Below are 26,491 nucleotides of genomic sequence, written 5' to 3' on the forward strand. Positions count from 1 at the left end.
TGAAATATCGTTATTTGTTAAGGATATATTAATTTTATTCTACTTGTAGCAAAATATAGAATAATAATCACATTTTTGATGTTTTTAATGAAAATTATTAATCGTTAAAACTGGAGATCATTCTGTTAAGCCCTTCTTCTAAAATTTCCTGTGAGGTGGAAAAACAGATTCTTATATGGCCTTCAGCACCTTTCCCAAACCACCTTTCAGAACCGGGAACAATGGCTACTTTTCCGTGTTGTAGAGCATGGCGGGCGAATTCTTCACTGCTTAATCCGTTTTTAATTTCAGGAAATAATACGAAGGTAGCTTCAGGAAGATTAGGCGTTACAATTCCGGAATGGCTTAATATATTAAACGCAAAGTCACGATTGCCCTGTAAATGTTTTAAAAATTCCTTATACCAGGGCTTTGCTTTCTCCAACGCTATGCTTCCTGCCATCTGTGATAATGTTGAAACGCCTTCTATGGTAGAGTTAAAATTTGATTTTTCTGTAAAATCGGTAAGAATATCCACATCATTGCAGAGAACGGCCCCAATTCTCAATCCGGCAATTCCGAAAGATTTAGAAAACCCGTATACGGTAAAGCTTTTTTTCCTTGCCTCTTCAGAGACAGATGAATAGGTATGGAAATTTCTGTTGTCATAGATAATATCGCTCCATATTTCATCGCTCATTACCCATAGATCATGGGCAGAAGCTATTTGGGCTACTTTTCTCAGAACATCGGGGGAATAGACCTTGCCAAGAGGGTTGTGAGGATTGCAGATGCTGATAAGTTTTGTTTTTGAATGGATCAGAGAATTTAATGTTTCAAAATCAATTTCCCCGGTATGGGTATCCACCGGACACAGGTTTACTTTTCCACCAGCCGTTTCTACTGATTTTTTAAACAAAAAATCAACGGGGTCCAGAATAATGGCTTCATCTCCGGGATTCAGGATATAGGAGGCAATCAAAAACATTCCCTGTGCGGCACTGTTGACGGCAAGTACATTTTCAGGAGAAAAGTTTCCGGATTTTTCTTTATTGAAATGATCCGCAACGCTTTTCTTAAACTCGGGCAATCCGGAAAAAGGGCCATAGCTTAGATAGCCATCTTTGATATACTCAATGATTCCGTGTTCTATTTCCCGGGCTATCCTAAAATCAGGATCTGCCGCTGTAAGCGGAATAACTCCGTCTTCCAATGTGGCCCATCTTCCATTATAGGCTTTCCGTTTCAGGGCTTCAAAATTAATATCGTTATTGCTGAACATTTTTATTTATAAGATATGGGTAAAATATTTTCTGTGTATTGATTAAGAGGCAAAAGGAACTGATTTAATAAAACTCTTCCGTTTTTAATATGGATTTCAATTTCCGGTTTTCTTTCTTCTTCATATTTCCTGAAAGCATCGTAAATATTCCTTTTTTCAACTAAATATTCCGTTAAGGCAAAACAATCTTTCAATGCTGAGGTTACTCCCTGGCTTGTAAATGGTATAAGAGGATGTGCTGCATCTCCTATGAAAACGATTTTGTCCTTATAAAACGGATTGAGTTTTTCCAATTCATAAACATGCCATAGATGAACATTTTCATAGTCCGATTGCAGAATAATCGATGGAATGAGGGAATGCCATTCATTAAAAATATCAAGCATATAGGCTTTTAAATTCTGGGGAGGACATTCATTAATCTTATATTTCTCATTATCAAACTGAGAATACCATAGAATAGTATCCGCAGATAATTTAAGGATCCCGAAAGTAAGCCCTCCTTTTTCATGATGAAATTTCATGAAATCATTACTGATGGACTGGGCTATATCTTTATTTTTAACAATATTAACAACTTCGCTTTCTCTCACAGTTCTGATTGTTTCTTCTTTGAATACTTCTCCCCTGATACGGCTTTTTGAGCCATCAGCGATAATGGTAAAATCGGCATTCATATAGCTTCCATCCTTGTACTGTAGTTTCCCTTTTTCTATATCATAAAGGGTGACGGTTTTTCCATAAGTTATTTTTTCCTGGGAAATGTTTTGAGACAGAATATTGATTAATGCCTGCCTTGAAATAGCAAAAACACGATCAAGATTCTTTTCGGCAAGCATTTTTCCTTTGTGAGAATATTGTATATATTTTTCTAAAAAATTTCCCTGTTCATAAAGAAGCTGACAGTCTATGATCCGGGAAAGATATTCAAGACCTTCCTGTGGAAGAAGAAATCCATGTCCTGCCAGATCTTCTTTCTTTCTTCTTTCAAAAATATGATAGTCTAAGTTGTGTTTTTCTAAGTAATTCGCCATGCTCAAACCGGAAATACCAGCGCCCACGACAGCAATATTTTTCATTTCGGAATAATATGTTTTCAGGTTAGTGCTTAAATTTCAAATTGCAAAATTTTAAGGAAACTGCAAATGTAAATTTAAATAGATTCATATTTTTCAAAAAACACAAAAAAAGATTTTTAAATTTTAGTTTTGGATAGAAATTAACTACAACCGGAAATATGTTAACGGACCTGTTTACAGATACCGGAAGAAAAACAGTGGTTGATTAAATTTTTTATTGAAGAAAAGAATTAGGATAAGTATATGCCGGAAAGGTTTTAAGAAAGAGAATAAAACCAGGGGAGAATAGGAAAGAGGTATATTCTCAGAAAGAAAAGGCTGTTTCAAAAAAGCCTGTTTTTAGACCTTTGAAACAGCCTTGTTTTTTATGCTTTTTCAAGCTGAACCGTAAAATGTCTTAAAATTTCAGGCTCCCAGACAATTTTATACCCTTTAGAAATTTCCTCGCGTCTTTCATAAACGTTTTTAATCGCTGCAGCAATATAATCCATGTGATTATTGGTATAGGTTCTTCGGGGAATTGCCAGGCGTACCAGTTCAAGCTTCGGATAACGGTTTTGTCTTGTTTCCGGATCCCTGTCGGCTAATAGAGTACCGATTTCCACTGTTCTGATACCGGCTTCTTTATAAATTTCAAGTCCCAGGGTCTGGGCCGGATATTCCTCGCGGGAAATATTGGGAAGGAAGTTTAAAGAATCAATAAACACGGCATGCCCTCCGATCGGTTTTTGTACGGGAATTCCGTACTCAATTAGTTTATTTCCGAGATATTCCACCTGGGAGATTCTGCTTTCAAGATATGCGAATTCTGTGGCTTCATCCAGTCCTACAGCTAATGCAGCCATATCTCTTCCTGCCATTCCCCCGTAGGTAATAAACCCTTCATAGATGATGGTGAAATTGGAAGCTTTTCTGAAAACCTCTTCACTATTCAGCGCAATGAAACCTCCGATGTTTACTAATCCATCCTTTTTAGAACTCATTGTCATTCCATCCCCGTATGAAAAGATTTCTTTACAGATTTCCTTGATACTTCTGTTTTCCTGCCCTTTTTCTCTTTTTTTTATGAAGTAAGCATTTTCTGCAAATCTCGCCGAATCAAAAAAGACAGGGATTCCATATCGATCGGAAAGTTCTTTCACAGCTTTCATGTTTTCCAGAGAAACAGGTTGTCCCCCCGAAGAATTACAGGTAATGGTAATCAAGCAAAAAGGGATATTTTCCTTCGGGTGGCTTTTGTAAACTTCTTCCAGTTTTTCAAGATTGATATTTCCTTTAAAAGGATGAAGGTCATTGATATCAAAAGCCTCATCAATGGTACAATCGATGGCATGCGCCTTTCTGAATTCGATATGTCCCTTTGTGGTATCGAAATGAGAGTTGCCGGGAACTACATCCCCTTCTTTCACCAGCACTGAAAAAAGAACATTTTCAGCTGCTCTTCCCTGGTGGGTTGGCAATAAATATTTAAAACCTGTAATTTTTTCAACGGTATTTTGAAGCTGTTCGAACGAACGGGATCCTGCGTAGCTTTCGTCTCCGGTCATGAGAGCAGCCCATTGCCTGTCGGACATAGCTCCTGTTCCTGAGTCTGTTAAAAGATCAATATAAACCTGTGAGGATTTTAAGTTGAAAAGATTGTATCTGGCTTCTTTCAGCCATTGTTCTCTTTCCTCTCTTGTGGATAGACGGATTTCTTCCACCATTTTAATGCGGAAGGGTTCCGCGTACGGTAAATTCATGGGATAAGTATGTTTTTTAAATTGTTGATAAGAAAATGGTTTGAAAATAATTTCAAATTCATCAAAGTAAGTAAAGGGGAGTGAAGAAATTACTCCGGAGCTTTAAATATGTTTTCATCAGAATGGAACCCGGCCACACCGCCGCTTACCGCAAACTTCATTGCTGAAGCAGCAGTCATACCTACTACAGGTTTGATGTTTTTTTCTTCAGTAACAATTACCCAGCCCGAAATCGCATAGGAATGGGGAAGGTATACCGCAACGTAATTATGTTTATCAACGTCTGCCATTTCTTTTTGTGTCAAAAAACCGATTCTCCATATTTCAGGATTTTCGTTGGTTTTTACCCAGACAGGATCGTTGAATTTTTTCTTATCACCCACAAATGAAGACATAACATCTTTTGTGGGGGTATAGATATGTTTTACTCCGGGTGTTTTTTCCAACAGGCTATCCATGGTATCAAAAAAGAACCTGCCTACAACGAATTTATTACCCAGGTATCCTAAAATAGCAGTAAACAATATAGTAGAGACAAAAACAAGTCCAGGAACCTGTCTGGCAAGAGAAGGCACAAGATTGTCAATAGCGCTTACAATATACCAGATCACAAAAATGGTAAGCCCTATCGGACCAATAATTACCAGCCCCTGAAAAAAGTTTTTCAGGAAAAGGTTGGCTATATTTTCAAAAGCGGACTTCTTCAACGTTTGTTCTTTACTGTTTATATTTTAACCATGAATGGTTTCTTTATTTCCGTAGGATTTGATAATGTTTGCTTCATATTCCAGCCATTCATCCCAGCGCTGGTTCACCTTATCCGGATCTCCGAGCTGTCTTGCGAATCCAATGAATGTTGTATAGTGATTAGCCTCAGAGATCATCAGCTCCCTGTAGAAAACTTTCAGTTCTTCATCTTTGATATTTTCTGTAAGCACTTTAAATCTTTCGCAGCTTCTGGCTTCAATCATGGCGGCAAAAAGCATTTTATCTACAATCAGATCTTCTCTGCTCCCCTGAATAATAAATTTTGCCAGTTCATTCACATAATCATCCTTTCTTGCTCTTCCAAAAGTATAACCTCGTTTCTTAATAATCTCGTGAACCTGATTGAAGTGGTCCAGCTCCTCCTGTGCTATAGCCAGCAGCTCTGTAACAATTTCAGGATATTCGGGAAGCATCGTGATCAATGTAATGGCATTGGTAGCAGCTTTTTGCTCACACCAGGCATGATCCGTTAAAATTTCTCCAATGTTTCCTTCAGCAATATTTGCCCACCTTGGATCGGTAGGAAGTTTCAACTTAAACATGTTATAAAATTTTTGTAAATTTAAACAAATTGAAATAAGAAAACTTAAGTTTATTTCAATTTAGTCACGAAAGTCTTAAGAAGTAGTCTTTCTTCTTAAAAATTCCAGAATATTCCAGCCTAAGGTATCTACCTTTTTCAACCCTGCCGAAATAATAAATGCCAGGATAATATTAATACTGTAAATGATAATCATTAAAATCCACCAAGGCATAATTTCCTTTAAAGGAACCACAAGGAAATACACCAGCGATGAACTTATTCCCTGAGCAAAATAGAAGAATATAGCATTCTTCCCAATATAGGTGATGATATTATCTTTTGTAATCTTTAGCCTGTTATAAAGAACAAATAGGGTTAAAAGGGAAAACTGGGCCCAGATAATATAAGGAATTTTAGGAGGGAATTTATTTTTATTGATTTTATAGAAAATGTCATTTCCGTAATACCAGAACATTCCGATTAAGAGACAGGCAACCAGGGCATATAATACAGGAATGATGTTTTTGGGGATTTTCTTTCCACGCATTTTATGGCCGACTAAAAAAAACGGCAAGATAAAATGCTATATATCCTACCTGCCCCGTTGGATAATATTCCGGTACCATGTTGAATAGCAAAGTTAAAACGGCACAAAGGCCTATAAACCAGTTGATATGTTTGGGGAAAAACCTGAGGATAAGTACCCCAAATACGGTAAGTATGAAATAGACTTTGAGATACCAAAAGCTTCCCATGACTACCGGGAATGTATCGGTATTAGTATATTGGTGAAGGTACCAGTTTCCGAGATTCTGCCACTGCGGTGTGGTGGAAATATCTGTTGTAGCATATTTTGACCCAAATGTAGAGTAAAAGCCCTGAAGCCACTCCATAGAAAAGAAACTTAACCCGAAAACCTTGAAGAAATAATCTAAAAAGAACAAAAGCGTTACAAAAATCATATAAGTAATCTGTAATTTTAATAATCTGTAAAAGGTTTTTTCAATGTTTGCTCCTGAGGTAATTCCGCTTAACGCATAGAAAAGCGCTACATCAAATACCAGAGAAAAGACCCTCACTTCTGCAGGAATATAAAACTGTCCGGACCAGAAGGCGGTATGAATGAATATAATGGAGAGGGTTGCCATTCCTTTGGCAAAATCAATATAAAGATCTCTGTTCATATTGTATCAAATATGGTTCAAAAGTAAATAAACTTCTGTTAAATAAAAAAGAGGCAGAACAATTACGTCTGCCTCCTTCTTAAAATATGCTAAAAATGAATGTTTGTTTATTTTAAGTGTTTGAATTCTTCCGCAGAAATTTCCCCGGTCTGAATTTTTCTAAGCTCGTCAATATATTGGCTCATATACGCATCAACTTCTGGACTTACCGTATTCTTAGCCATTTTGTAAGTGCCATTAAGAACTCCCTGATAATAATAGAAGAAGTTATAATCAAAGCTGGATGCTGTAAGATTAGAATTAGCCTGTGCTAAAAGGAATCCTAAACGTACGGCAGATCTTCTTTGTGCAGGTGTTCCATGATGATTGGGACTTGAAGTCTGGTAATCCCCGATGCTTTGTGCAAATTCATAAGCGGCAGCAATCTCCGAGAAGGTGGTTTTGTTGTAGCCATTAGGATTTCTAAGATAGTACCCTGCAAAGCCGTCTGCTTCCAGCTCATTGGGTCTTGCTGTGTTTTCATTTACTGAAGGAAGCCCGAAAATGTACTGTAGCTGATGTCCGTATTCATGAGCCAGAATCATTGCATTTACGATATCACCACCTTTTGCTTTTGCATCATAATAGATAGCATATCCGTAGTATATCTTTCCTGTAGAATAAGAAATAGCATTGTACGTGGAATTGTAATTGGAAGGGTCATTTACAAATCTCAGCGTTGGATTGCTTCTTCCCCACATGCCGGCAATTTTAGTCATTTGGGAATTCATAAAATTGGTGTCTGCAGAACTTTGAAGACCTGTTAGCAAAACAGCTGTGGAGCTCCAGTTATTGTCTACATAATAGCAAACTTTTTCACGGTCTCCGGGTTGTTCAATTTTTGCGCTAAGATTTTCTTGTGGCTGGACAGTGTCATCCATTTTGTCATCACTACATGCCGTCAATGAAGATACAGCAATGGCACCTGCTAAAAAGCAGAGATTAAAGTTTCTTTTCATATATAAATTAGTTTGGTAAAACGAAGGTATGAAATATTCTTATATGTGTGAATACTTTAATGTTAAAAATTATTCAAGACATAGTGAATAGGTGAATTTTGAAAAAACATTGCTTTGATTGTAAGCAGATTAGAATTTTATTTGTATATTTGCACCTCGAAATAACTAAAAAATTTTTATAAACAAATGTTTGCAATTGTAGAAATAGCAGGGCTTCAATACAAAGTTGAGCAAGACCAGAAGTTGTTTGTAAACCGTTTAAAAGGAGACAAAGGAGGAAAAGTTTCTTTCGATAAAGTTCTTCTTACTGTAAACGGTGCAATCACTGTAGGCGCCCCAGCTGTAAGCGGAATCACTGTAGAAGCAGAGATTCTTGATCACGTAAAAGCTGATAAAGTAATCGTTTTCAAAAAGAAAAGAAGAAAAGGTTACAAAGTGAAAAACGGTCACAGACAATCTTTAACTCAAATTGTAATCACTGGTATTACAGGTTTTGAGGGCGGAGCTAAAAAAGCTGCTAAAAAAGAAACTGTGAAAGGAGAAGTTCTTTCTGACAACGCAACTGTTAACTTTGGTGAAGATCACGAATTGAACTACCACCTTAAGAAAAACGGATTGTCTCAGTCTAAAGAAAACAGAGAAGCTTTAATCGCTTTAGGTAAAGAAGTAAAAGCTGAATTAGGTAAAGATGTTCTTACTCATGAAGATGTAGATGCAGCAATCGCTAAGAATATCGAAAACTTTAAAGCACTTAACAAATAATAATAATCCACTAATAAAATGGCACACAAGAAAGGAGTCGGTAGTTCCAAGAACGGTAGAGAGTCTCACTCTAAAAGATTAGGTGTGAAGATTTTCGGAGGACAAGCAGCTATTGCCGGAAATATTATTGTTAGACAAAGAGGTACTCAGCACCACCCAGGTGATAACGTGGGAATCGGTAAAGACCACACTTTGTTTGCATTAGTAGATGGTAAAGTAGTTTTCAGAAAGAAAGCAAACAACAGATCTTTCGTATCTGTAGAACCAAACGCGTAATCAAGCGTTTTATAAAAAAATAAAAGCCTCTGCATTATTTTGCAGAGGCTTTTTTGTGCGTGTTGACTATTTGTTTTCAGTAAATTGCGATAGCCGAAAAGCATGTAGAGTAGGCAAACATTAAAACGAATTATCAAAATTAAAAAATTAACCAAGAAGAGCCTCAAGGCAATTAATGGCAGTGCGGCATTGTGTCCACCCAAACCTATCCATGCGATATATGGTGCGGACCAACCCCTAAGCAGAAGATGCGTTGTTTACTGGATGTAGAAGACGGATGTGGATGCTATTAATAATTGAGAAAGATGTTCTAAGCATTTAGCTTTTAATTATCCGGTATTGATGAAATTAAATCACAATTGGAAATAAAGTTGGGCGGCTTCGAAGAAGCCGCCCAACTGTTTATTATTATAGATGAAACTATTTAAAATCCTACCTGAATTCCGGCTTTAACGCCAAACTTGGAAATATCTGGTCTGTCAAGATAATTTCCTCTCCAGTTAAAATCTACTCTGAAGAGTCTTAGATTGCCTATTCCTATGTTTTCAATGCCAAATCCATACTCGTAATAAATATGTTCACTTGGAGCAGAATATTTAAAGCCTTCAACGTTGATAGCCTTAGAAGCATCACTTAAAGTTCCGTATGCCGCCCTGATGAATGCAACCTCCCTGAACTTTAATTTCTTGATTAAAGGAATATAAGAAAGCAGTTTACCATTGAAATGATGCTCCAGATGAAGGGTGGTGTAAGCATCAGCTACGAACTCATAGTAATTAAGCTGTGAAAATGTATTAGGAACCAGCCCATATGAAAGATTGGCCGGGATTATATTCTGCAATGCTAAAGGAACAGTATTGAAGTTCTTTCCTGCCTCAAAATTGACAACTGTTTTACCCAATGTTCCAATAAGAAAGGGTTTATAAAACATAAATTGTAATTTGTCATAATTAAAATCGGCATTAAAAAGTCCTTCAATACCACGGGTATATCTCAGTACGATAGTGGGAGCTAAGTTTCTTGCCTGGTACCGGTCTATCCCTGTTTGAGAGAATTTAGCACCAGGTTTTGCGATGACACTGATTGTAACGTGAGAATCGTTTACTGTTTTTCTTAATTGCCCATCCTGGTAATACATAAGGTTGAACTTCTCGGGAATGGCAGATTTAATACTCTGCATTACTCCGTCTACTCTGAACTGAATGTTTTTCCAGGGTTCGATTGCTACAAAAACATTAGTCTGGTTTACAGAGCTTAATGATATATTTTCTCCTCTGGCGAAAAAGGTACTTGACGATAAGGATCTGGAAGCAACTCCATCTCCTGATGTAAGCTGTCCGCCAAGCTGAACGATATCCCTGCTGGTTCCTGCACCAATCATAAACCGGTTAAGCCTGTTGAACATGAACCTTGCATCAACACCATATTTTACCTGTTGATCTTTGAAGCCGTACGCTGTATAAAACTGAACCCTCCATGGATCATTTAATCCAAAATAAGATCTTGCCCCTATCCTTATTCTGTCTCCTTCTACTTCGTTTCTGCCATAGACAGAAAAAATTGGTCCTAAATCTACTCCTTTAAAAGCATTATAGTAACGGGAACCAAGGGTTTCAAACAGCTTTACCATCCGGTTGAATTTAGGGGTCTGCTGCAGTTGATCCAACATTTTATATACACCTTGTTCAGACTTGGATAAAGTGTCAGGCCTGGCTTTTGCCCAGTAAGCCTCATCCTTGTCGGTGAATTTATCTTCATACTCTTCTTCCTTTCGTTTAAAAACACTGGGATCTAAAGGTTTATTGAACTCATAATTGGAATAATCCACGGATCTTTTGGCAATAATGCTTTTAGACCCTCTCTTTTTTGAAAAAGGACTTATTTCAAACTCGGTAACCAGCTTTTTAGGAAGAAACGTTGTTTCATCAGGATTGTCGTATTCCAGTTCGGTAGAAACACTGTTGACGAAGTTGACATTTATTTTCTGGGTAGATTTTAAGGTAGCTCCTAAAACAGCATAAGTATCAGTGTCAATATACAGATTACCCTGAAAGGCGAGTACATCTTTTCTTTTAGGCTGATATCTGATATGGAAAGCTTTCTCACCATGAACAGTAATAGTGTCTACCAGGCTATAATCATAGGTGCCAAATCCATCCGTTCCTACAGGGCTTTGAAACCCGATATCAAAATAATTCAGGGTATTGTCATAAATATTAATGTCCCTGTAGAGGTTCTTTGCAGAAACGGTGATGACCTGGTTATCCTGAAATCCGGAAGTCTTTTGTGCAACAAGCGTTCTTTTGCTATCTTTTTCCGGTTTGTTTTTTCCGTAATTTTCATAAACGGCTTCATTCAGGAAAATGGGAAGCCCCAATCTTCCGCTTGCGGTAGAATCTGCGTAACTGAAGATGAAATCCAGTTTTTTGAAAATTTTCTTCTTCATGAAAGCGCTGTCTATGTTGTTGAGGTCAAACTGGGTTTTTTCATACTCTTTATAGGAATAGGTATCAAACTTTTCCAGCCCGTTATTCCTTTTCCGTGCCCATACTTTCTGCATGATGGCATAGGCGGGGTTTTCTTTTTTGTTTTTGTACTTCGGTTTTCCGCTGTTGATGACAATTTCCTGAATACTGCTCACCTTTGCCTGGGAAAGCTGTACGAAAATGTTTTCAGCGTTTTCAGGGGTAACATCAAATGTTTCTGTGGTATAATTTTTTTTGGAAAACCTTAACTTGGTAATAATACTGTCAGACTGCACCATAAAGTTGCCCGAAGTAGTGGTAAGGGAAGGTGTTTTATTATCGTTGATAAAGATATCTACTTTGCTGAGTTCTTTATTGCTTTTTTCATCCACAATTTTACCGCTGGCTTTATTTTGGGCCCACGCTAAACCAGTGAAAAACAGGAAAAATAATATAAAATTGTGTTTAGAATTATTGTTTAACATCATTCGTTTCTTCAAGCAATTAGCACAAACAAAAAAGTATGCAGTTTATTTTTAAAAAAATTTGAAAAAAAGTAGAAAAAAAAATTTTATTCTACGTAAAACAGCAAAATGTAACGAAAATAATACTACGATTTACTAAAAATTAAATATGAAATTTTATAGGCTAAAAGATGAAGAATCAGGAAATTAAAGAGTAAACGGAAAGTAGTAATAGGAGTGGAGTTTATTACCCAATATGGAGGAACAGGTATAAATTGAATATAATAAAAAAAAGACTTACATTTCTGTAAGTCTTTCTGCTCCTCCTGCTGGGCTCGAACCAGCGACCCTCTGATTAACAGTCAGATGCTCTAACCAACTGAGCTAAGGAGGAATGTCTTTGTTTTAAGTGGTGCAAATATAGGAGGAATATTAATATCAGTCAAGTTTTCTCCCTGATTATCGATAAATTTAGGCTAAATACATTGAGTTTCAATACGAAATATTTTTAATTTCAGTTCTGGAAATTCAGTGTAGAAAAAATAAGTTAATGTTTTTGAAATTTTTGATAGTGGATGTATGGATGTTCGTAGGCTAGAAAGGGCAATGAAATTGCTTCTACCTTGCTATTTTCAATTATAACATTAGATGAAAATCAAATTTAAAAGACAAAATATAAATAATCTAATTCCCCAGCTTTATACTTCATTCTTAATTCGTCTTTCTTTTCGGGCAAAAAAAAGACCTACATTTCTGTAAGTCTTTTGCTCCTCCTGCTGGGCTCGAACCAGCGACCCTCTGATTAACAGTCAGATGCTCTAACCAACTGAGCTAAGGAGGAATGTCCTTTGTTTTAAGTGGTGCAAATATAGGACGAATATTTATACCCTACAAATATTTTTTAGGAAAATTTCCAAAAAAATTATAATTTTCCTGTAAAGATCTTGAAGATGTCACTACCAAAAATTACTAACATCAAGCCTAACAGGAAGATAACGCCAATCATCTGAGCGTTTTCCAATACTTTCTGAGGAACAGGTTTACCTACAATAATTTCATAAAGAGTAAATAAAAACGTGCCCACCATCAAGCCCCGGAATAGGAATAAGATTCAGGAATGCCAGCCATACAGAGAACATAGCGGTAAAGCTCCAGAAAGCAGCCCAGTTAATTGTGAAACTTCCGTTGGCATCCTTGTCTACCGGCATATTTTTTACAATTGCAATAGGACCTCCTACATTTTTATATCCCTGAACTTTAGAATTGAACATAATCTTGAATTGCTTTACCTGAGTAGTTAAAGCTTCAATAGTTCTTGTGAATCCTCTTGGAATAGCTTCCCCGAAAGAATATTTTTTATTGGTTACAATAGATTTTGCAATTCCTTTAGTATCCAGCGCCACACCCAGCTTTCCGTTTTTATCAACTGAAACCGCAGGTAATGTTTGTACAGCCCCGTTTCTTTCTACCTCTATGCTTATGGTCTTTCCTTTATTTTCTGCCAATAGCGAAGATACTTCATCAAAGAAAGTTACTTTTTTACCATTAATTCCTACAACTTTATCTCCTTTTGCCAGACCTGAAGCCTGCGAAGAAGGAGTTGCCAGGGAATCAATCACCATTGGAACCCTTGGGGTAATGTATAATTTAGCTTCTTTTTGCTTAAGAACATCTGCAACACCATCTGCATTTACAGGAAAAGTTACTTCCTGACCGTTTCTTAACACAGTAACCTGATCTCCTAAAAGGATGTTGATTGATGTGTTCTCCAGTCTCTCAGCAGGCTTTCCATCCACACTGATGATTTTATCTCCGTTTTGAAAGCCCATTTTCTTTCCGGCAGCAGTGGCTTCAATTCCATTACTGAATTTTGTTATATCTGTATAGGTTTCTCCATTGAAGAACGAAAGACAGCTATAGATAAGCCATGCCAGGAAAAAATTGACAGTAACTCCCCCCAGCATAATAATAAGTCTCTGCCATGCCGGTTTAGACCTGAATTCCCATGGTTCAGCCGGTTTTTTCATCTGAGCTGTATCCATGCTTTCATCTACCATTCCGGCAATTTTTACATACCCACCGAAAGGAAGCCACCCGATCCCGTACTTGGTTTGTTCAGGATGCTTTCTCCAGTCGTTGTCCGGAAGTTTTGATATATCGATAGGAACTTCTTCCTTCTTTCCGTTTACTTCTATTACTTCAGAATCAGGCAAATTCTTGGATAAAAATTTATACTGCCATTTTCCGTTGATTTTCTTCATTGAGAATATCGAGAAATAAGGGTCAAAGAACAGGAAAAATTTCTCTGCCCTGGTTTTGAACCATATTGCGGGTAAAAAATGCCCAAGCTCATGAAGAAGCACTAATATAGAAATACTCAGAATGAACTGGAAGAGTTTGATTGCTATTTCCATTAATAAGTTTTAGATTTTAATTTGCAAAGGTAACAATTATCAAAACTATGCCAAATAAAAAAGCTTCCCGAAACGAGAAGCTTTGTCATATTTAAAGACGTTTTTGATTATAAATTGAAAGAAACTCCAAGACTTCCGTTGTTTCCCACCTCAGCAAATACGCCGATTTTTTCAGTGAAAAAGTAACGAGCCCCGATATGTGCTCCGATTCCAAAATCTTTCCCGAGTACTCCTACATCCACTCCCGGATAAATATCCCATTTTGCGGGAAGATTCAGGGCATCATTCAAATGAAAATTCAGCCTTCCAAAAACAAAAACACGATTGTCTTTATCATTGTCTTTATAATTGCTGAAATAAGCATTCAGACCACCTCCTACTGAGAGCAGTTTGTTAAGACCATAATCATAGGTTCCTGTAATTCCGGTTCCATACCCCCAGGCATTCAGACCCAGTTGAATTTTTTGATCTCCTTTTCCGGTATAGGCCTGGGCATTAGCCATTGCTCCACAAAAGAAAATCATCACCATAAAAACCAATTTCTTCATAAATTTCTATTTTTTTAATGATTGTAATAAAAAATATCTGCATCAAAAATAAAACCGAAAGATATTCAATACAATAAAATTGAGAGACTTTAATAAATTATTAAGAAATTTCAACCTAAAATAGCATATCTGGGGATGATCTATTCCTTCGGATATTATTTTGTAATATAAAAGATGTATTTTTATACATCATTATAATAATTAAAAGTAAAGTAATGAAAGTTGTAGGACTCAATTTGGATATCATCTGGAAAAATAAGACTGAAAATTTTGAAACAATAGAACGTGAGCTTCAGAATCAGGAAGCAGATTTATTTATTCTTCCTGAAATGTTTTCCACAGGCTTCTGTATGGATGCTTCAGAAGTTTCAGACAGGCATGAAGAATCCCTCGGGTTTTTGAAAAAAATTTCAAAAGAAAAAAATGCTGCATTTTGTGGCAGCGCTCCGGTTGAGCAATACGGGAAATTTTATAACAGAATGTATTTTGTACAGCCCGGAGGAGAAATATCATTCTACAACAAGCGCCATTTATTTTCCTTTTCCGGAGAAGATAAGGTGTACACTCCGGGAAAAAACAGGATCATTGTAGAATATAAAGGCATACGGTTTCTGCTCCAGGTATGCTATGACCTTCGCTTTCCTGTTTTTGCAAGAAATAATGATGATTATGACGCTATATTATATGTTGCCAACTGGCCTGAGAAAAGAGTAGAGGCCTGGGAGCACCTTCTAAAAGCAAGGGCAATTGAAAATCTATCTTTTGTTTTTGGATTAAACAGAATAGGAACAGATGGGAATAAACTGTTTTATCAGGAAAGTTCTCATTGTTTCTTTGCAGACGGGAAAGAAATTTCACAAAAGACCGGAAATCTTGTATCTGCGGAATTGAATAGGGAAGAGCTGGATGATTTCAGAAATCATTTTCAGTTTTTAAATGATCGGGACAGCTTCTCAATCCAGTTATAAGATAAAAGGGCTGAGATCGGATTTACCGTCTTAGCCCTTTTATAAGTATTTAATTAAGCATATTGCTGTAAAAGCTGGGTCAATGTATTCACATCATGTACTCCGCTTTCTTTCCATAAGAGTTCCCCGTTTTTAAAAATGGCCAGTGTAGGAACACCACGAACTCCGTATTGTGACGCTAAAGCCGGATATTGATCTACATCTACTTTTATAATCCTGGCTCCTTCGCCGATATTTTCTTTTACACTGTTTAAAACTGATGACTGTACTTTACATGGCTGGCACCATGTTGCAAAAAAATCGATAAGTACGGGCCTTTCAGAATTAATAATTTCCTGGAATTTTTGTGACATAATTGGTCGTATTAGTTTATTTATTGCTGGCTTCGTCCTGGATGGCTTTTACGTTTTTCCAGCTTGTTCCGTCATAGACTTCCACTCCGTTTTTCTTTAAAATTTCCACAGCCTGATCTGCCTGTACACCTTTATTGCAAAAAACAACCACTTTTTTACCTTTTAAACTTTCCAGATTATTCTGAATTGTAGATAAAGGAATATTAATGGCATTTTTTGCCGTTCCTTCAGCATATTGTTCAGGTATTCTTACGTCTACCAAAGTGGTTTCTGAACTGTTTATTACCTCTTTAATATCTGCTTTGGACGTTTCTGCTACATGGGTTGTCTGGCAAGCGCTTAACAAAAAGGCTGAAATCAGAGCCGCTCCTTTTAATCCGGTCTTTCTCATTTTATGAGGTTTTGGATTGACATACAAAATCTGTGGTTGGAAGTTTTCCTGTTTTTTTAATTCCATTAAAACCACCTTCAACCTCTGTGAAATTTCTGATACCATGAGAGTTTAAGATGCTTGCAGCGATCATACTTCTGTATCCGCCGGCACAATGAAGGAAGAAGTGTTCGGAATCATCTATACTACGGGCCCAGTCACTGATAGTGTCTAAAGGTCTGTTGTATGCATTTTCAATATGTTCTGCAGAATATTCTGTCAGTTTTCTGACATCAATAATCCTGGCATTTTCTGTAAATTGTTCAGCAAATTCAGCGGGGGTAATCCTTTTGATTTCATCAGTTTCTTTACCGGCATTCTTCCAGGCCTCAAATCCGCCTTTTAAATATCCTGCTACATTATCAAATCCTACTCTGCTAAGCCGGGTAATAACTTCTTCCTCTGTTCCCTCATCCGTTACCAGTAGTAAAGGATGTTTTACGTCTACTATCAAAGTTCCTACCCATGGGGCAAAATCTCCTTTCAGTCCTATATTGATGGAGTTCGGGATAAATCCTTTGTGGAAATCAGCGGCTCCTCTTGTATCCAATATTAAAGCTCCTGTTTCTTCTGCCAAAGCTTCGAAATCCTCAGCATCAACAGGATGAAGGCCTTTGTCCATTACTACATCCAGACTTTCATAGCCACTTTTGTTCATAGCGACATTCATCCCGAAATATTTAGGAGGTGCGGTAAGGCCATCAAGTACTTCCTTAATGAAAGAAGCCTTATCAGGCTGGTTAAGTGCGTAATTGGTTCTTTTTTGGTTGCCCAGAGTATCCACGGTCTCTTTCTGCATGTTTTTTCCGCAAGCAGAGCCGGCACCATGTGCAGGATAAACGGTGATGCTATCACTCAAAGGCATTATCTTATCCTGGAGGCTGTCATACAGGATCCCGGCAAGGTCCTCCTGGGTAAGGTTGGTTGCCTTCTGAGCAAGATCGGGTCTTCCCACATCTCCTAAGAAGAGTGTATCACCTGTGAAGATAGCGGTCTCGGTACCATTTTCATCAATTAAAAGATAAGTACTGCTTTCCATAGTGTGTCCCGGAGTATGCAGAACTTTTATTTTTATTTTCCCGATTTCAAAAATCTGGGAATCTTCCGCAATGATAGCCTCAAATTCAGGAGCAGCTGTAGGCCCGTAAACAATAGGGGCACCTGTTTTCTTGCTTAGATCCAAATGTCCTGATACGAAATCAGCATGGAAGTGTGTTTCAAAAATATACTTTAAAGTGACATTATCTTTTTCCAGACGATCCAGATAAGGCTTTACTTCTCTTAGAGGATCAATAATGGCTGCTTCATTTTCTGAAACAATATAATAGGCACCCTGAGCCAGACAGCCCGTATATATTTGTTCAATTTTCATTGGGTCTTTTTTTTATTAGTTAAAGATACAAAGTATTAGATGAAATGTAAATGAAATGTTAAATCCAATCGATAGTTTCTTTCAATATTACATTCTCAGTAGCTTCCTGAGCCCTTTAATTTCAGCAAAAAGAATGCCTTAGATTATGTTAATTTGTAAATGCTGTTTTTTATCATGTTGTTGAATATATGTATTGTGCTTCTTATCGCGTAGTTACATATAAATTTGTTGAATCTGAAAACAATCCTTAATGATATAATATGGTTTTTATTATCAAATATTTTATAAAAACTTTTATATTTATAAGTTAAAAAAAGAGAGCAAATGGCAGACAAAGCACAATTTATTGAAGAATTAAATGCTAGATATACTCCAAAAGGAGAACATATTATATTAGGGAAAGGGATGTTGAACGGAGAAGTTGTTCCCGAAGTGAATGTTACCATTCCATTAAAAACTATTAACCGGCATGGTCTTATTGCAGGAGCAACGGGGACCGGGAAAACCAAAACGTTGCAGGTTTTTGCAGAACAGCTTTCCCATGCGGGAATTCCGTCACTTGTTTTAGATATCAAAGGGGATTTTTCAGGAATAGCAGAACCAGGGGTGATGAATACCATCATTGAAGAAAGATATGCCAAAACGCAGCTTCCTTATAACCCACAAGGTTTTCCGGTAGAACTGATGAGCATTTCAGGAGGAAAAGGGGTAAAGCTGAGAGCTACCGTTACAGAATTCGGGCCGGTTTTATTAAGTAAAATATTAGAATTGAATGATACCCAGCAGAGTATTATGTCAATTGTTTTTAAATATTGTGATGATAAAGGACTGCCTTTGATCGACCTTAAAGACCTTAAGAAAGTTCTGCAGTACGTCACAGACAATGCTCAGGGAAAAGCTGAGCTGGCAGCCAACTACGGATCCATAGCGCCGGCTTCTTTAGGGGCAATTTTACGGTCAATCGTCGCATTGGAACAACAGGGAGCAGCAGATTTCTTTGGTGAACTAAGTTTTGATGTACAGGATTTGCTTGCCACAAGAGATGGAAAGGGAGTGGTGAATATTTTAAGGGTATCCGATATTCAAAATAAGCCGCAGCTCTTTTCTACCTTTATGCTTTCGCTTTTTGCGGAGATTTATATGACATTTCCTGAAGAAGGGGATAGTGGAAAACCAAAACTGGTATTATTCATTGATGAAGCCCACCTGATTTTTGATGAAGCGTCAAAAGCACTTCTTTCGCAAATTGAAACAATGGTGAAGCTGATCCGGTCCAAAGGAGTTGGAATTTATTTTATTACCCAGATCCCTGGTGATGTCCCTGAGAATGTGTTGTCTCAGCTGGGACTGAAAATACAACATGCGTTAAGAGGCTTTACGGCGAAAGATAAAAAAGAAATTTCCAAAGCCGTGGAAAATTATCCTACAACAGAATATTATAATGCTTCAAGTCTTATACAGAGTTTGGGAATTGGAGAGGCGTTTGTTACGGCTTTAGATGAAAAAGGAATCCCTACTCCATTGGTGCATACCTATCTTATTTCTCCGGAATCGAGGATGGATGTCCTGAACGACGCTGAAGTTTCGGAACTTACCGGAAAATCTGCTTTAGTAGCCAAATACGAAGAAGCATTGGATAAGGAGTCTGCTTATGAAATACTAACCAGCAGAATGGAGCAGGCAGCCCAAAATCCTGCCCCAACACAGAAAACAAAGCAGGTGAAAGAAGAGCCGGGGATGTTTGAACAGGTATTACAAAGCCAGGCAGGAAGAACCTTTACCAATACTTTAATGAGAGAAGGGGCTAAAGCTATTCTTGGTATGTTTGGACTGGGAGGACGGAAGAGATAATGCAATATATGGCTGTCTGCCATGTTTTGATATATTTTTTTGTTATTTTAGCAGGTTGTCTTTAAGAATGAGCCAATGTATGGAGGAATATTCCCTAAAGGCCGGCTTACTTAATGAGGACAAAAGCTTACTATAAATTTAAAAGCAGTTAACGGGAATTAAATGTATTCAATTATAGATATAGAAAGTAATGGTGCAGGTTATAGGCATGAATGCATTATAGATATTGCCATTTACAAATACGATGGCCAGAAAATTACTGACCAGTTTATCTCTCTTGTAAATCCTGAAAGCGACATCACTCCTTTCGTACAGAAGCTGACCGGAATTACTCCCAAAATGGTAAAAACGGCCCCGAAATTTCATGAAATTGCCCGCCGGGTGATTGAGATTACGGAAAATACTACATTGGTAGGCCATAATATTGAGTTTGACTACAGAATGCTGCGCCAGTCTTTTAAAAGGCTGGGGTATGATTTTAAAACCAATACGCTGGATACCATTCCATTGGCTAAGAAACTGATTCCCGAAGAGGTAAGTTACTCATTGGGGAAACTTGTCAAGTCATTGGGAATCCCACTCACGAACCATCATAGAGCGGAAGGAGATGCAAGGGCAACGCTGGAACTGTTCAAGCTGCTGATTTCAAAAGATACGGAAAATGAGATCATTCAGAAGCAGCATGAAGAAACCAATGCGAAAACCTACATCAATAAGATAAAAGAGCTAACCCAGGATCTTCCTAATGATAAAGGATTTGTCTATTTCCAGGATGAAGCCGGCCGTATTATCTTTTCCGATTATGTTCAGGATATTAATAAGTTTTCGAAAAAGGTTTTCAATTCCAAATCTAAAAAATGGGAACAGATTCAGAAGGATGTTGAACAGATCAATTTTGAACTTACAGGAACGGATATTATTGCCAAGCTGATCCTTAATTCTAAAAATATCAAAAAGAAAGAGGTACTGCCTTTCGGGCTTTATTTTAGGAACAATAAATATGTTGTCGAAAAAAATAAACTCAACAAAACAGAGAAGCCAATCCTGAAATTCAGGTCTTTCACCCAGGGAACAAAAGCCAGCCAGTTTATTGAAGCTATGGCAGAATTCGGAGATGCTGCCGTACTGAAACAGAAGATAGAATTCAAAAAAAGAAATGAACTCTGGCTGGGCGCGGGAAGGAAATTAGGAGAGAAGTTGTTTTTAATTATAGAAAACGGCAAAGTAATATCCTTTGGCTTTTATGAACTTTTCACCCAGATACAAACCCTCAGTAAGCTGGCTAAATTGAAAATTGACCTTCCGTTATCCTCAGCAGATCTGAACAACGAATTGCAGCTGGCACTGCTTCGTGGTGATTTTGAGACATTACCATTACCAAAATGATCAACAAAGAACAGGGTGCTTTTCCAACCAATTTCCTCAGAATAAAAAAATAAATAGTATTTTTGCAAAAAATAAAAGAAGCAATGCAAATTTTTAAACAAATTAAAACTGGAAAAAAGGGAGCTGTAAAGTTCTCTAAGGTTTGGAATATTTAAAAGACTTGTCTTGCATAAAAAATAATTAATGTGGCAGGCTCTTTTTCGAAGAATCTGCCTTTTTTTATGTTAAAATGAAATTATGAATTCAAAAGAATTATTAAAGATTGCCAATGAGTTTGGCACCCCGGTGTATGTGTATGATGCGGAGTCCATCAAAATTCAATACGAGAAACTTACATCTTCTTTTTTAAAACACACAAAGTTCTTCTACGCAGCAAAAGCGTTGACAAACATCAATATCCTTAAGTATGTCAAGAACCTGGGTGCTTCTTTGGATTGTGTATCTATTAATGAGGTTAAACTTGGATTAAAAGCAGGATTTCCGAAGGAAAAAATATTGTTTACCCCAAACTGTGTTGACCTGGCTGAAATAGAAGAGGCTATGACCTTCGGAGTTCATATTAACATTGATAACATTTCTATACTCGAACAATTCGGGAATAAATACGGAAACTCTTATCCGATTTTTGTAAGAATCAATCCGCATATTTTTGCAGGAGGAAACTATAAAATTTCAACAGGGCATATCGATAGTAAATTCGGGATTTCCATCCACCAGCTTCGTCACATTGAAAGAGTGATGAAGAGCACCAATGTGAATGTTGAAGGGCTTCACATGCACACAGGGAGTGAAATTAAAGATCCTGAAGTATTTCTCCAGGCTTTGGATATTATGCTGGAGCTTTCTGAACATTTCCCTAACCTGAAATATCTGGATATGGGAAGCGGTTTTAAAATTCCCTACCAGGATAGTGAAGAAGAAACAGACGTTAAAACACTTGGTAAAAAAGTAGAAAGAGTACTTGGGGAGTTTTCAAAATCAACCGGAAGAAAATTCGAATTATGGTTTGAACCGGGGAAATTTTTAGTGGGAAAAAGCGGATATCTTTTAGTGAAAGCGAATGTGATTAAGCAAACGACAGCTACGGTGTTTGTAGGAGTCAATTCCGGTTTCAATCACCTGATCCGTCCGATGTTCTATGATTCTTACCATGTAATTGAAAATTTATCAAATCCGAAAGGAGCTGAAAGAATTTATACAGTAGTCGGCAATATCTGTGAAACAGACACTTTCGCCTGGGATAGAAAACTGAATGAAGTACGTGAAGGAGATATCCTTGCATTCCATAATGCAGGAGCTTATGGCTTCGAGATGAGCTCAAATTTCAATTCAAGATTAAAGCCGGCAGAAGTTTTATTCTTAGACGGAAAAGCTCATCTGATCCGTAAAAGAGATGAGTTTGAGGATTTATTGAGAAATCAGATCGAAGTTATTTAAATCAAAACATATAAAATGAGCGGCTGTCCTTTGGGCAGCCGTTTTTGTTCCCAACTTAAAATATTATGAATTTTAGGTTTTGATAACAAAGAATTTCGTTGGTAAACCTAACAGGTTTTTCAAAACCTGTTAAGTTTAATGATAATAAAATTACAAATTTTTAACATTGAAATTCTACGGATGGTTCAATTTAATTGGTTAAATTTGATAGAAATACAGGGTTTAATGCTGTATTTCATCCAAAAAATAACCACCAAATCTATTAATATGGCTAAGAATATAGCAGAGCAGATTGTTGAAATGCTCGAAAACGCTAATGTGAAAAGAATTTATGCAGTAACGGGAGATAGTCTAAACCATCTGAATGTTGCAGTCAAAAAAAGCAGTATAGAGTGGATTCATGTGCGGCATGAGGAAGTGGGCGCCTATGCTGCGGCGGCTGAAGCAGAATTGGATGGTTTTGCCGTATGTGCAGGAAGCTGTGGCCCCGGCCATGTGCATCTTATCAATGGGGTATACGAAGCGCACAAATCGCACGTTCCGATGTTGGTTATCGCTTCAACGATTCCCAGTGATGAAATGGGAATGGATTACTTCCAGGAGACCAATACAATAAAATTGTTCGATGACTGTAGTTATTATAACCAGATGATTACAAGGCCGGAGCAGGTGCAAAGGATAGTGCAAACCGCCATACAGCATGCCATTTCCAAAAAAGGTGTTGCCGTTATCGGGCTTCCGGGGGATGTTTCTGAATTAGATGCCGAAGAAGCTACTACTTCTAACCGGGTTTTTAAAACAAATCCGGTAATCAGGCCTTCTGATGATGAGCTAAAGCATCTTGCCGCCCTCATTAATGAAAGTGAAAAAGTAACCATTTACTGCGGAATTGGCGCTGGACATGCCAATGCTGAAGTGGTACAGCTTTCCCAATGGCTAAAAGCCCCTGTAGGATATTCTTTCAGAGGAAAAATGGCCATCCAGCCTAATAATCCTAATGAAGTAGGCCTCACCGGATTGTTGGGGCTCCCATCCGCCTACCACGCCATGCATGAAGCAGATTTAGTCCTTCTTTTGGGAACAGACTTTCCTTACCAGAAATTCATGCCCGTAAAAAATAAAATCGTACAGATAGAGGAGAGTCCTGAGAGGTTAGGAAGAAGGGCAAAACTCGAGCTGGGGCTTACCGGTGATGTTAAAGAAACCATCAACGCCCTGTTTCCCCTTTTGAAAGAGAAAACAGATGTTCATTTTCTGAATGAGCAACTGGCCTTTTATGATAAAGTGAAAGAAAATTTAATGACTTATGTAAAAGACTATGGTAAGGAAGATGCCATCCAGCCGGAATATGTGGCCCATACTTTGGACCGGCTGGCTGAGAAAGATGCGATTTTTACTGTAGACACGGGAATGTGCTGTGTATGGGGCGCCAGATTTATTACAGGGACAGGAGAAAGAAAGATGCTGGGCTCATTTAATCATGGCTCAATGGCTAATGCAATGCCCATGGCCATCGGAGCAGCTTTAGCTCATCCCGGAAAGCAGGTGATTGCAATGTGTGGAGATGGAGGATTGTCTATGCTATTGGGAGATATGGCAACTATTTTTCAATATAAATTGCCTATAAAACTTATTGTTTTCAATAACAGAGCCTTAGGAATGGTAAAGCTTGAAATGGAAGTAGGAGGAATGCCGGATAACGAAACAGATATGATAAACCCCGATTTTGCGTTGATAGCGCAGGCAATGGGTTATCCCGGAAAGAATGTTCACAAGCCTGAAGATGTAGAAAATGCTATTAATGAATGCCTGCATTATAATGGTCCTTACCTTCTGAATATCTTTACTAACCCCAATGCATTGGCTCTTCCTCCCAAAATTGAATTGGATCAGGTGATAGGAATGACAAAATCGATGGCACAACTGATGCTTGGCGGTAAAATGGATGAGGTCCTGGAAACAGTAAAGACAAACTATAAACATATTAAAGGATTGTTGTAGTATCTCTTAAAATTTACTACAATAACCACCAAAGACTTCGTACACCGTGCGAAGTTTTCTTTTTTATAAGAAAGTTAAATATTTACCTTTGCCCAATAATTAATGAATAAAATAAAGTTATGAGATCTATACTTTTATTTTTTGCCTTTTGTATAGCTGGTTTTTCCTGGGCACAGGATCTTGAAGACAGGGATGATTCCTTTATCATAGAGAATAATAAAAATCTTTTTAAAATAGATATTAAAGAACCTTTCCTGCAGGTAGCGGTGAAATGCAATGATTTTAACCCGGCTTCTTTTGAAGGAGGAGCGTCCGCATACAAGGATATATTAAGCAAATATATGTACACCTATCTGAACGCAGACTTTTATACGTTAAGCGGAGACTTTACTTTTACATTAACGATTGATGCAACGGGAAAGGTAGTGGATGTAACAGGCTTTCCAAAGGTCCTGAACAGTGAGGTTTTTTTTTGATGATATGCAGTATGTGGTAAGAAGGATAAAGAAAAACTGGGCTCCTGCAACCTGTGGTCGGCAGCCTGTAAAATCCGAGATGAAGTTGAAAATGAACTTTTCTTCTTTATCTATTGATATGTAATTTGCATTGAAAGACCAAATAAAGGAGTTCTCATACAAACCGATTCAGAATATCCCTGATTTTTTTAATTGATATAAGCAGCATAAACCCCTGCCATTCTGTCACAATATTTTGTATCTTTGCAGACTCATCCGTTCGTATTTTAAAATACGAACCTTAATTTGATTGCTGTGCAGGAAAAATATATAGACGAAACAAAACAGGGAGAAGCTTTTGCAATTGCAGAAAGACCTGAGAATTCTAAAAAACTGTTTTTGGAAAGCTATGGTTGCCAGATGAATTTTTCTGACTCCGAAATTGTTGCATCCATACTTAATGAACAAGGGTATAATACCACCATGAAGGTGGAGGAAGCAGACCTTATTCTGTTAAATACATGTTCCATCCGTGAAAAAGCAGAACAGACTGTAAGGATGCGTCTTTCCCAATTTAAGAATCTGAAGAAAGAAAAACCGAATATGACGGTCGGTGTTCTAGGGTGTATGGCGGAGAGGTTAAAAACAAAATTTCTGGAAGAAGAGCAACTGGTGGATCTTGTTGTAGGACCTGATGCATATAGGGACTTGCCTAACTTATTGAAAGAAACCGAAGATGGAAGAGACGCTATCAACGTTATTCTTTCCAAAGAAGAAACCTATGCCGATATCAATCCGGTCCGTTTAGGAGGAAACGGAGTAACAGCCTTTGTTACCATTACCAGAGGCTGTGATAATATGTGTACCTTCTGTGTTGTTCCATTTACGAGAGGAAGAGAAAGAAGCCGTGATCCACATTCAATTATTGATGAATGTAAGGCTCTTTGGAACAGCGGGTATAAAGAAATTACCTTGTTGGGACAAAATGTAGACTCGTACTTATGGTATGGAGGTGGTCCTAAAAAAGACTTTGTCAAGGCCTCTGAAATGCAGAAAGCAACAGCGGTAAACTTTGCGCAGCTGCTTGATCAGGTGGCTAAAGCAGTACCGGAAATGAGAATCAGATTCTCAACTTCCAATCCTCAGGATATGAGCCTGGATGTATTCAGGATGATGGCAAAACACGACAATATCTGTAAATACGTACACCTCCCGGTACAGAGCGGAAGCAATAATATGCTGGCAGCCATGAACAGGCAGCATACCCGTGAAGAATACCTTGATTTAATTAAAAAGGCGAAGGAAATTGTTCCTGATGTTGCCTTTTCACAGGATATGATCGTCGGATTCTGTAATGAATCTGAAGAAGATCATCAGGATACATTAAGTTTAATGAGAGAAGTGGAGTATGACTACGGATACATGTTCGCTTATTCAGAAAGACCGGGAACGCCTGCGCACAAAAAAATGGAAGATAACATTCCTGCCGACGTAAAACAAAGACGCTTGGCAGAAGTTATTGCATTACAGGGAGAACTTTCCAGAAAAAGAATGAAATCTTATGTCGGAAGAACCCATCAGATTTTGATCGAAGGCACCTCTAAAAAGAACGAAAACCAATGGAAAGGAAGAAATTCCCAGAATGCAGTTTGTGTTTTTGATAAGCTTGAAGGACAGAAAATAGGTGACATTGTGGACGTTTTTGTCTATGACAATACCCAAGGCACACTTTTGGGAAAGATAGTTGAATAATT

21 protein-coding genes, 2 tRNA genes and 1 pseudogene are annotated in these 26,491 nt (G+C 37.6%); 9 read left to right on the forward strand and 15 right to left on the reverse strand.

Translation table 11 applies throughout. The annotated features are described in order from the left end of the window. Nucleotides 1–97: 97 nt before the first annotated feature. The 7 genes and pseudogenes from HX13_RS15620 to HX13_RS15650 form a co-directional block, all read right to left on the reverse strand. Nucleotides 98–1,261 carry a pyridoxal phosphate-dependent aminotransferase gene (locus HX13_RS15620; protein WP_050021840.1) on the reverse strand — a complete coding sequence of 388 codons (1,164 nt, stop codon included), beginning with the start codon at nucleotides 1,259–1,261 and terminating at the stop codon, nucleotides 98–100. 2 nt (nucleotides 1,262–1,263) lie between these two features. Beyond that, nucleotides 1,264–2,340 (reverse strand): FAD-dependent monooxygenase, encoded by a 1,077-nt coding sequence (locus HX13_RS15625; RefSeq protein WP_050021841.1) that lies wholly within the window; start codon nucleotides 2,338–2,340, stop codon nucleotides 1,264–1,266. A 365-nt stretch (nucleotides 2,341–2,705) separates the two neighbouring features. Then, nucleotides 2,706–4,082: a tryptophanase gene (locus HX13_RS15630; RefSeq protein ID WP_050021842.1), complete on the reverse strand. Its 1,377-nt coding sequence runs from the start codon at nucleotides 4,080–4,082 to the stop codon at nucleotides 2,706–2,708. Between the two features lie 89 nt (nucleotides 4,083–4,171). Next, entirely contained in the window at nucleotides 4,172–4,789 is a 618-nt protein-coding gene (locus tag HX13_RS15635; protein ID WP_050021843.1) for a DUF502 domain-containing protein, read from the reverse strand. Nucleotides 4,790–4,813: 24 nt separating this feature from the next. Then, on the reverse strand, nucleotides 4,814–5,392 hold the full coding sequence (locus HX13_RS15640; protein WP_050021844.1) for a tRNA-(ms[2]io[6]A)-hydroxylase: 579 nt from the start codon (nucleotides 5,390–5,392) through the stop codon (nucleotides 4,814–4,816). A gap of 75 nt (nucleotides 5,393–5,467) precedes the next feature. Next, a pseudogene (locus HX13_RS15645) lies at nucleotides 5,468–6,557 on the reverse strand (acyltransferase family protein). A gap of 107 nt (nucleotides 6,558–6,664) precedes the next feature. Further along, on the reverse strand, nucleotides 6,665–7,555 hold the full coding sequence (locus HX13_RS15650) for a metalloprotease (protein WP_050021845.1): 891 nt from the start codon (nucleotides 7,553–7,555) through the stop codon (nucleotides 6,665–6,667). Nucleotides 7,556–7,741: 186 nt separating this feature from the next. Here HX13_RS15650 and rplU point away from each other — a divergent pair, with 186 nt between their 5' ends. After that, a complete protein-coding gene (gene rplU, locus HX13_RS22160; protein WP_082129156.1) occupies nucleotides 7,742–8,317 on the forward strand; it encodes a 50S ribosomal protein L21 in 576 nt (191 codons plus the stop codon). 18 nt (nucleotides 8,318–8,335) lie between these two features. Next, nucleotides 8,336–8,593 carry a 50S ribosomal protein L27 gene (gene rpmA / locus HX13_RS15660; RefSeq protein WP_027372929.1) on the forward strand — a complete coding sequence of 86 codons (258 nt, stop codon included), beginning with the start codon at nucleotides 8,336–8,338 and terminating at the stop codon, nucleotides 8,591–8,593. A gap of 424 nt (nucleotides 8,594–9,017) precedes the next feature. Here rpmA and HX13_RS15665 read toward each other — a convergent pair whose 3' ends face one another. The 5 genes from HX13_RS15665 to HX13_RS15685 form a co-directional block, all read right to left on the reverse strand. Continuing rightward, a complete protein-coding gene (locus HX13_RS15665) occupies nucleotides 9,018–11,546 on the reverse strand; it encodes a DUF5686 family protein (RefSeq protein ID WP_238555398.1) in 2,529 nt (842 codons plus the stop codon). A gap of 296 nt (nucleotides 11,547–11,842) precedes the next feature. After that, a tRNA-Asn gene (locus HX13_RS15670) sits at nucleotides 11,843–11,916 on the reverse strand. Nucleotides 11,917–12,289: 373 nt separating this feature from the next. Then, nucleotides 12,290–12,363, reverse strand: a tRNA-Asn gene (locus HX13_RS15675). 214 nt (nucleotides 12,364–12,577) lie between these two features. Continuing rightward, nucleotides 12,578–13,936 carry an RIP metalloprotease RseP gene (rseP, locus tag HX13_RS15680; protein ID WP_238555399.1) on the reverse strand — a complete coding sequence of 453 codons (1,359 nt, stop codon included), beginning with the start codon at nucleotides 13,934–13,936 and terminating at the stop codon, nucleotides 12,578–12,580. 107 nt (nucleotides 13,937–14,043) lie between these two features. Continuing rightward, nucleotides 14,044–14,484, reverse strand: coding sequence for a DUF6646 family protein (locus HX13_RS15685; protein ID WP_050021847.1), 441 nt, complete (start codon nucleotides 14,482–14,484; stop codon nucleotides 14,044–14,046). A 215-nt stretch (nucleotides 14,485–14,699) separates the two neighbouring features. Here HX13_RS15685 and HX13_RS15690 point away from each other — a divergent pair, with 215 nt between their 5' ends. After that, the gene (locus HX13_RS15690; RefSeq protein ID WP_050021848.1) at nucleotides 14,700–15,452 is read left to right on the forward strand and encodes a nitrilase-related carbon-nitrogen hydrolase; all 753 of its coding nucleotides are present in this window, start codon (nucleotides 14,700–14,702) and stop codon (nucleotides 15,450–15,452) included. Nucleotides 15,453–15,505: 53 nt separating this feature from the next. Here the strand turns inward: HX13_RS15690 and HX13_RS15695 are convergent, their stop codons facing one another. The 3 genes from HX13_RS15695 to HX13_RS15705 are packed head-to-tail and all read right to left on the reverse strand — an operon-like array spanning nucleotide 15,506 to nucleotide 17,607. Further along, nucleotides 15,506–15,805 carry a thioredoxin family protein gene (locus HX13_RS15695; RefSeq protein ID WP_050021849.1) on the reverse strand — a complete coding sequence of 100 codons (300 nt, stop codon included), beginning with the start codon at nucleotides 15,803–15,805 and terminating at the stop codon, nucleotides 15,506–15,508. Between the two features lie 16 nt (nucleotides 15,806–15,821). Beyond that, nucleotides 15,822–16,196: a rhodanese-like domain-containing protein gene (locus HX13_RS15700; RefSeq protein WP_050021850.1), complete on the reverse strand. Its 375-nt coding sequence runs from the start codon at nucleotides 16,194–16,196 to the stop codon at nucleotides 15,822–15,824. Between the two features lies 1 nt (nucleotide 16,197). Then, nucleotides 16,198–17,607 (reverse strand): MBL fold metallo-hydrolase, encoded by a 1,410-nt coding sequence (locus tag HX13_RS15705; RefSeq protein ID WP_050021851.1) that lies wholly within the window; start codon nucleotides 17,605–17,607, stop codon nucleotides 16,198–16,200. 324 nt (nucleotides 17,608–17,931) lie between these two features. Here HX13_RS15705 and HX13_RS15710 point away from each other — a divergent pair, with 324 nt between their 5' ends. From HX13_RS15710 to miaB, 6 genes are all read left to right on the forward strand, one after another. After that, nucleotides 17,932–19,458, forward strand: a complete 1,527-nt coding sequence (locus tag HX13_RS15710) for a helicase HerA-like domain-containing protein (protein ID WP_050021852.1) — start codon at nucleotides 17,932–17,934, stop codon at nucleotides 19,456–19,458. A 162-nt stretch (nucleotides 19,459–19,620) separates the two neighbouring features. Continuing rightward, the gene (locus HX13_RS15715; RefSeq protein ID WP_050021853.1) at nucleotides 19,621–20,844 is read left to right on the forward strand and encodes a PolC-type DNA polymerase III; all 1,224 of its coding nucleotides are present in this window, start codon (nucleotides 19,621–19,623) and stop codon (nucleotides 20,842–20,844) included. Between the two features lie 237 nt (nucleotides 20,845–21,081). Continuing rightward, nucleotides 21,082–22,281, forward strand: a complete 1,200-nt coding sequence (gene lysA, locus HX13_RS15720) for a diaminopimelate decarboxylase (protein ID WP_174441950.1) — start codon at nucleotides 21,082–21,084, stop codon at nucleotides 22,279–22,281. A 267-nt stretch (nucleotides 22,282–22,548) separates the two neighbouring features. Continuing rightward, entirely contained in the window at nucleotides 22,549–24,282 is a 1,734-nt protein-coding gene (locus HX13_RS15725) for a thiamine pyrophosphate-dependent enzyme (RefSeq protein ID WP_050021908.1), read from the forward strand. Nucleotides 24,283–24,401: 119 nt separating this feature from the next. After that, on the forward strand, nucleotides 24,402–24,758 hold the full coding sequence (locus tag HX13_RS15730) for a hypothetical protein (protein WP_238555400.1): 357 nt from the start codon (nucleotides 24,402–24,404) through the stop codon (nucleotides 24,756–24,758). 294 nt (nucleotides 24,759–25,052) lie between these two features. Further along, the gene (gene miaB, locus HX13_RS15735) at nucleotides 25,053–26,489 is read left to right on the forward strand and encodes a tRNA (N6-isopentenyl adenosine(37)-C2)-methylthiotransferase MiaB (protein WP_050021909.1); all 1,437 of its coding nucleotides are present in this window, start codon (nucleotides 25,053–25,055) and stop codon (nucleotides 26,487–26,489) included. Nucleotides 26,490–26,491: the final 2 nt, after the last annotated feature.

It is taken from the genome of Chryseobacterium sp. P1-3 (assembly GCF_000738495.1).
Lineage (GTDB): Bacteria > Bacteroidota > Bacteroidia > Flavobacteriales > Weeksellaceae > Chryseobacterium > Chryseobacterium gallinarum.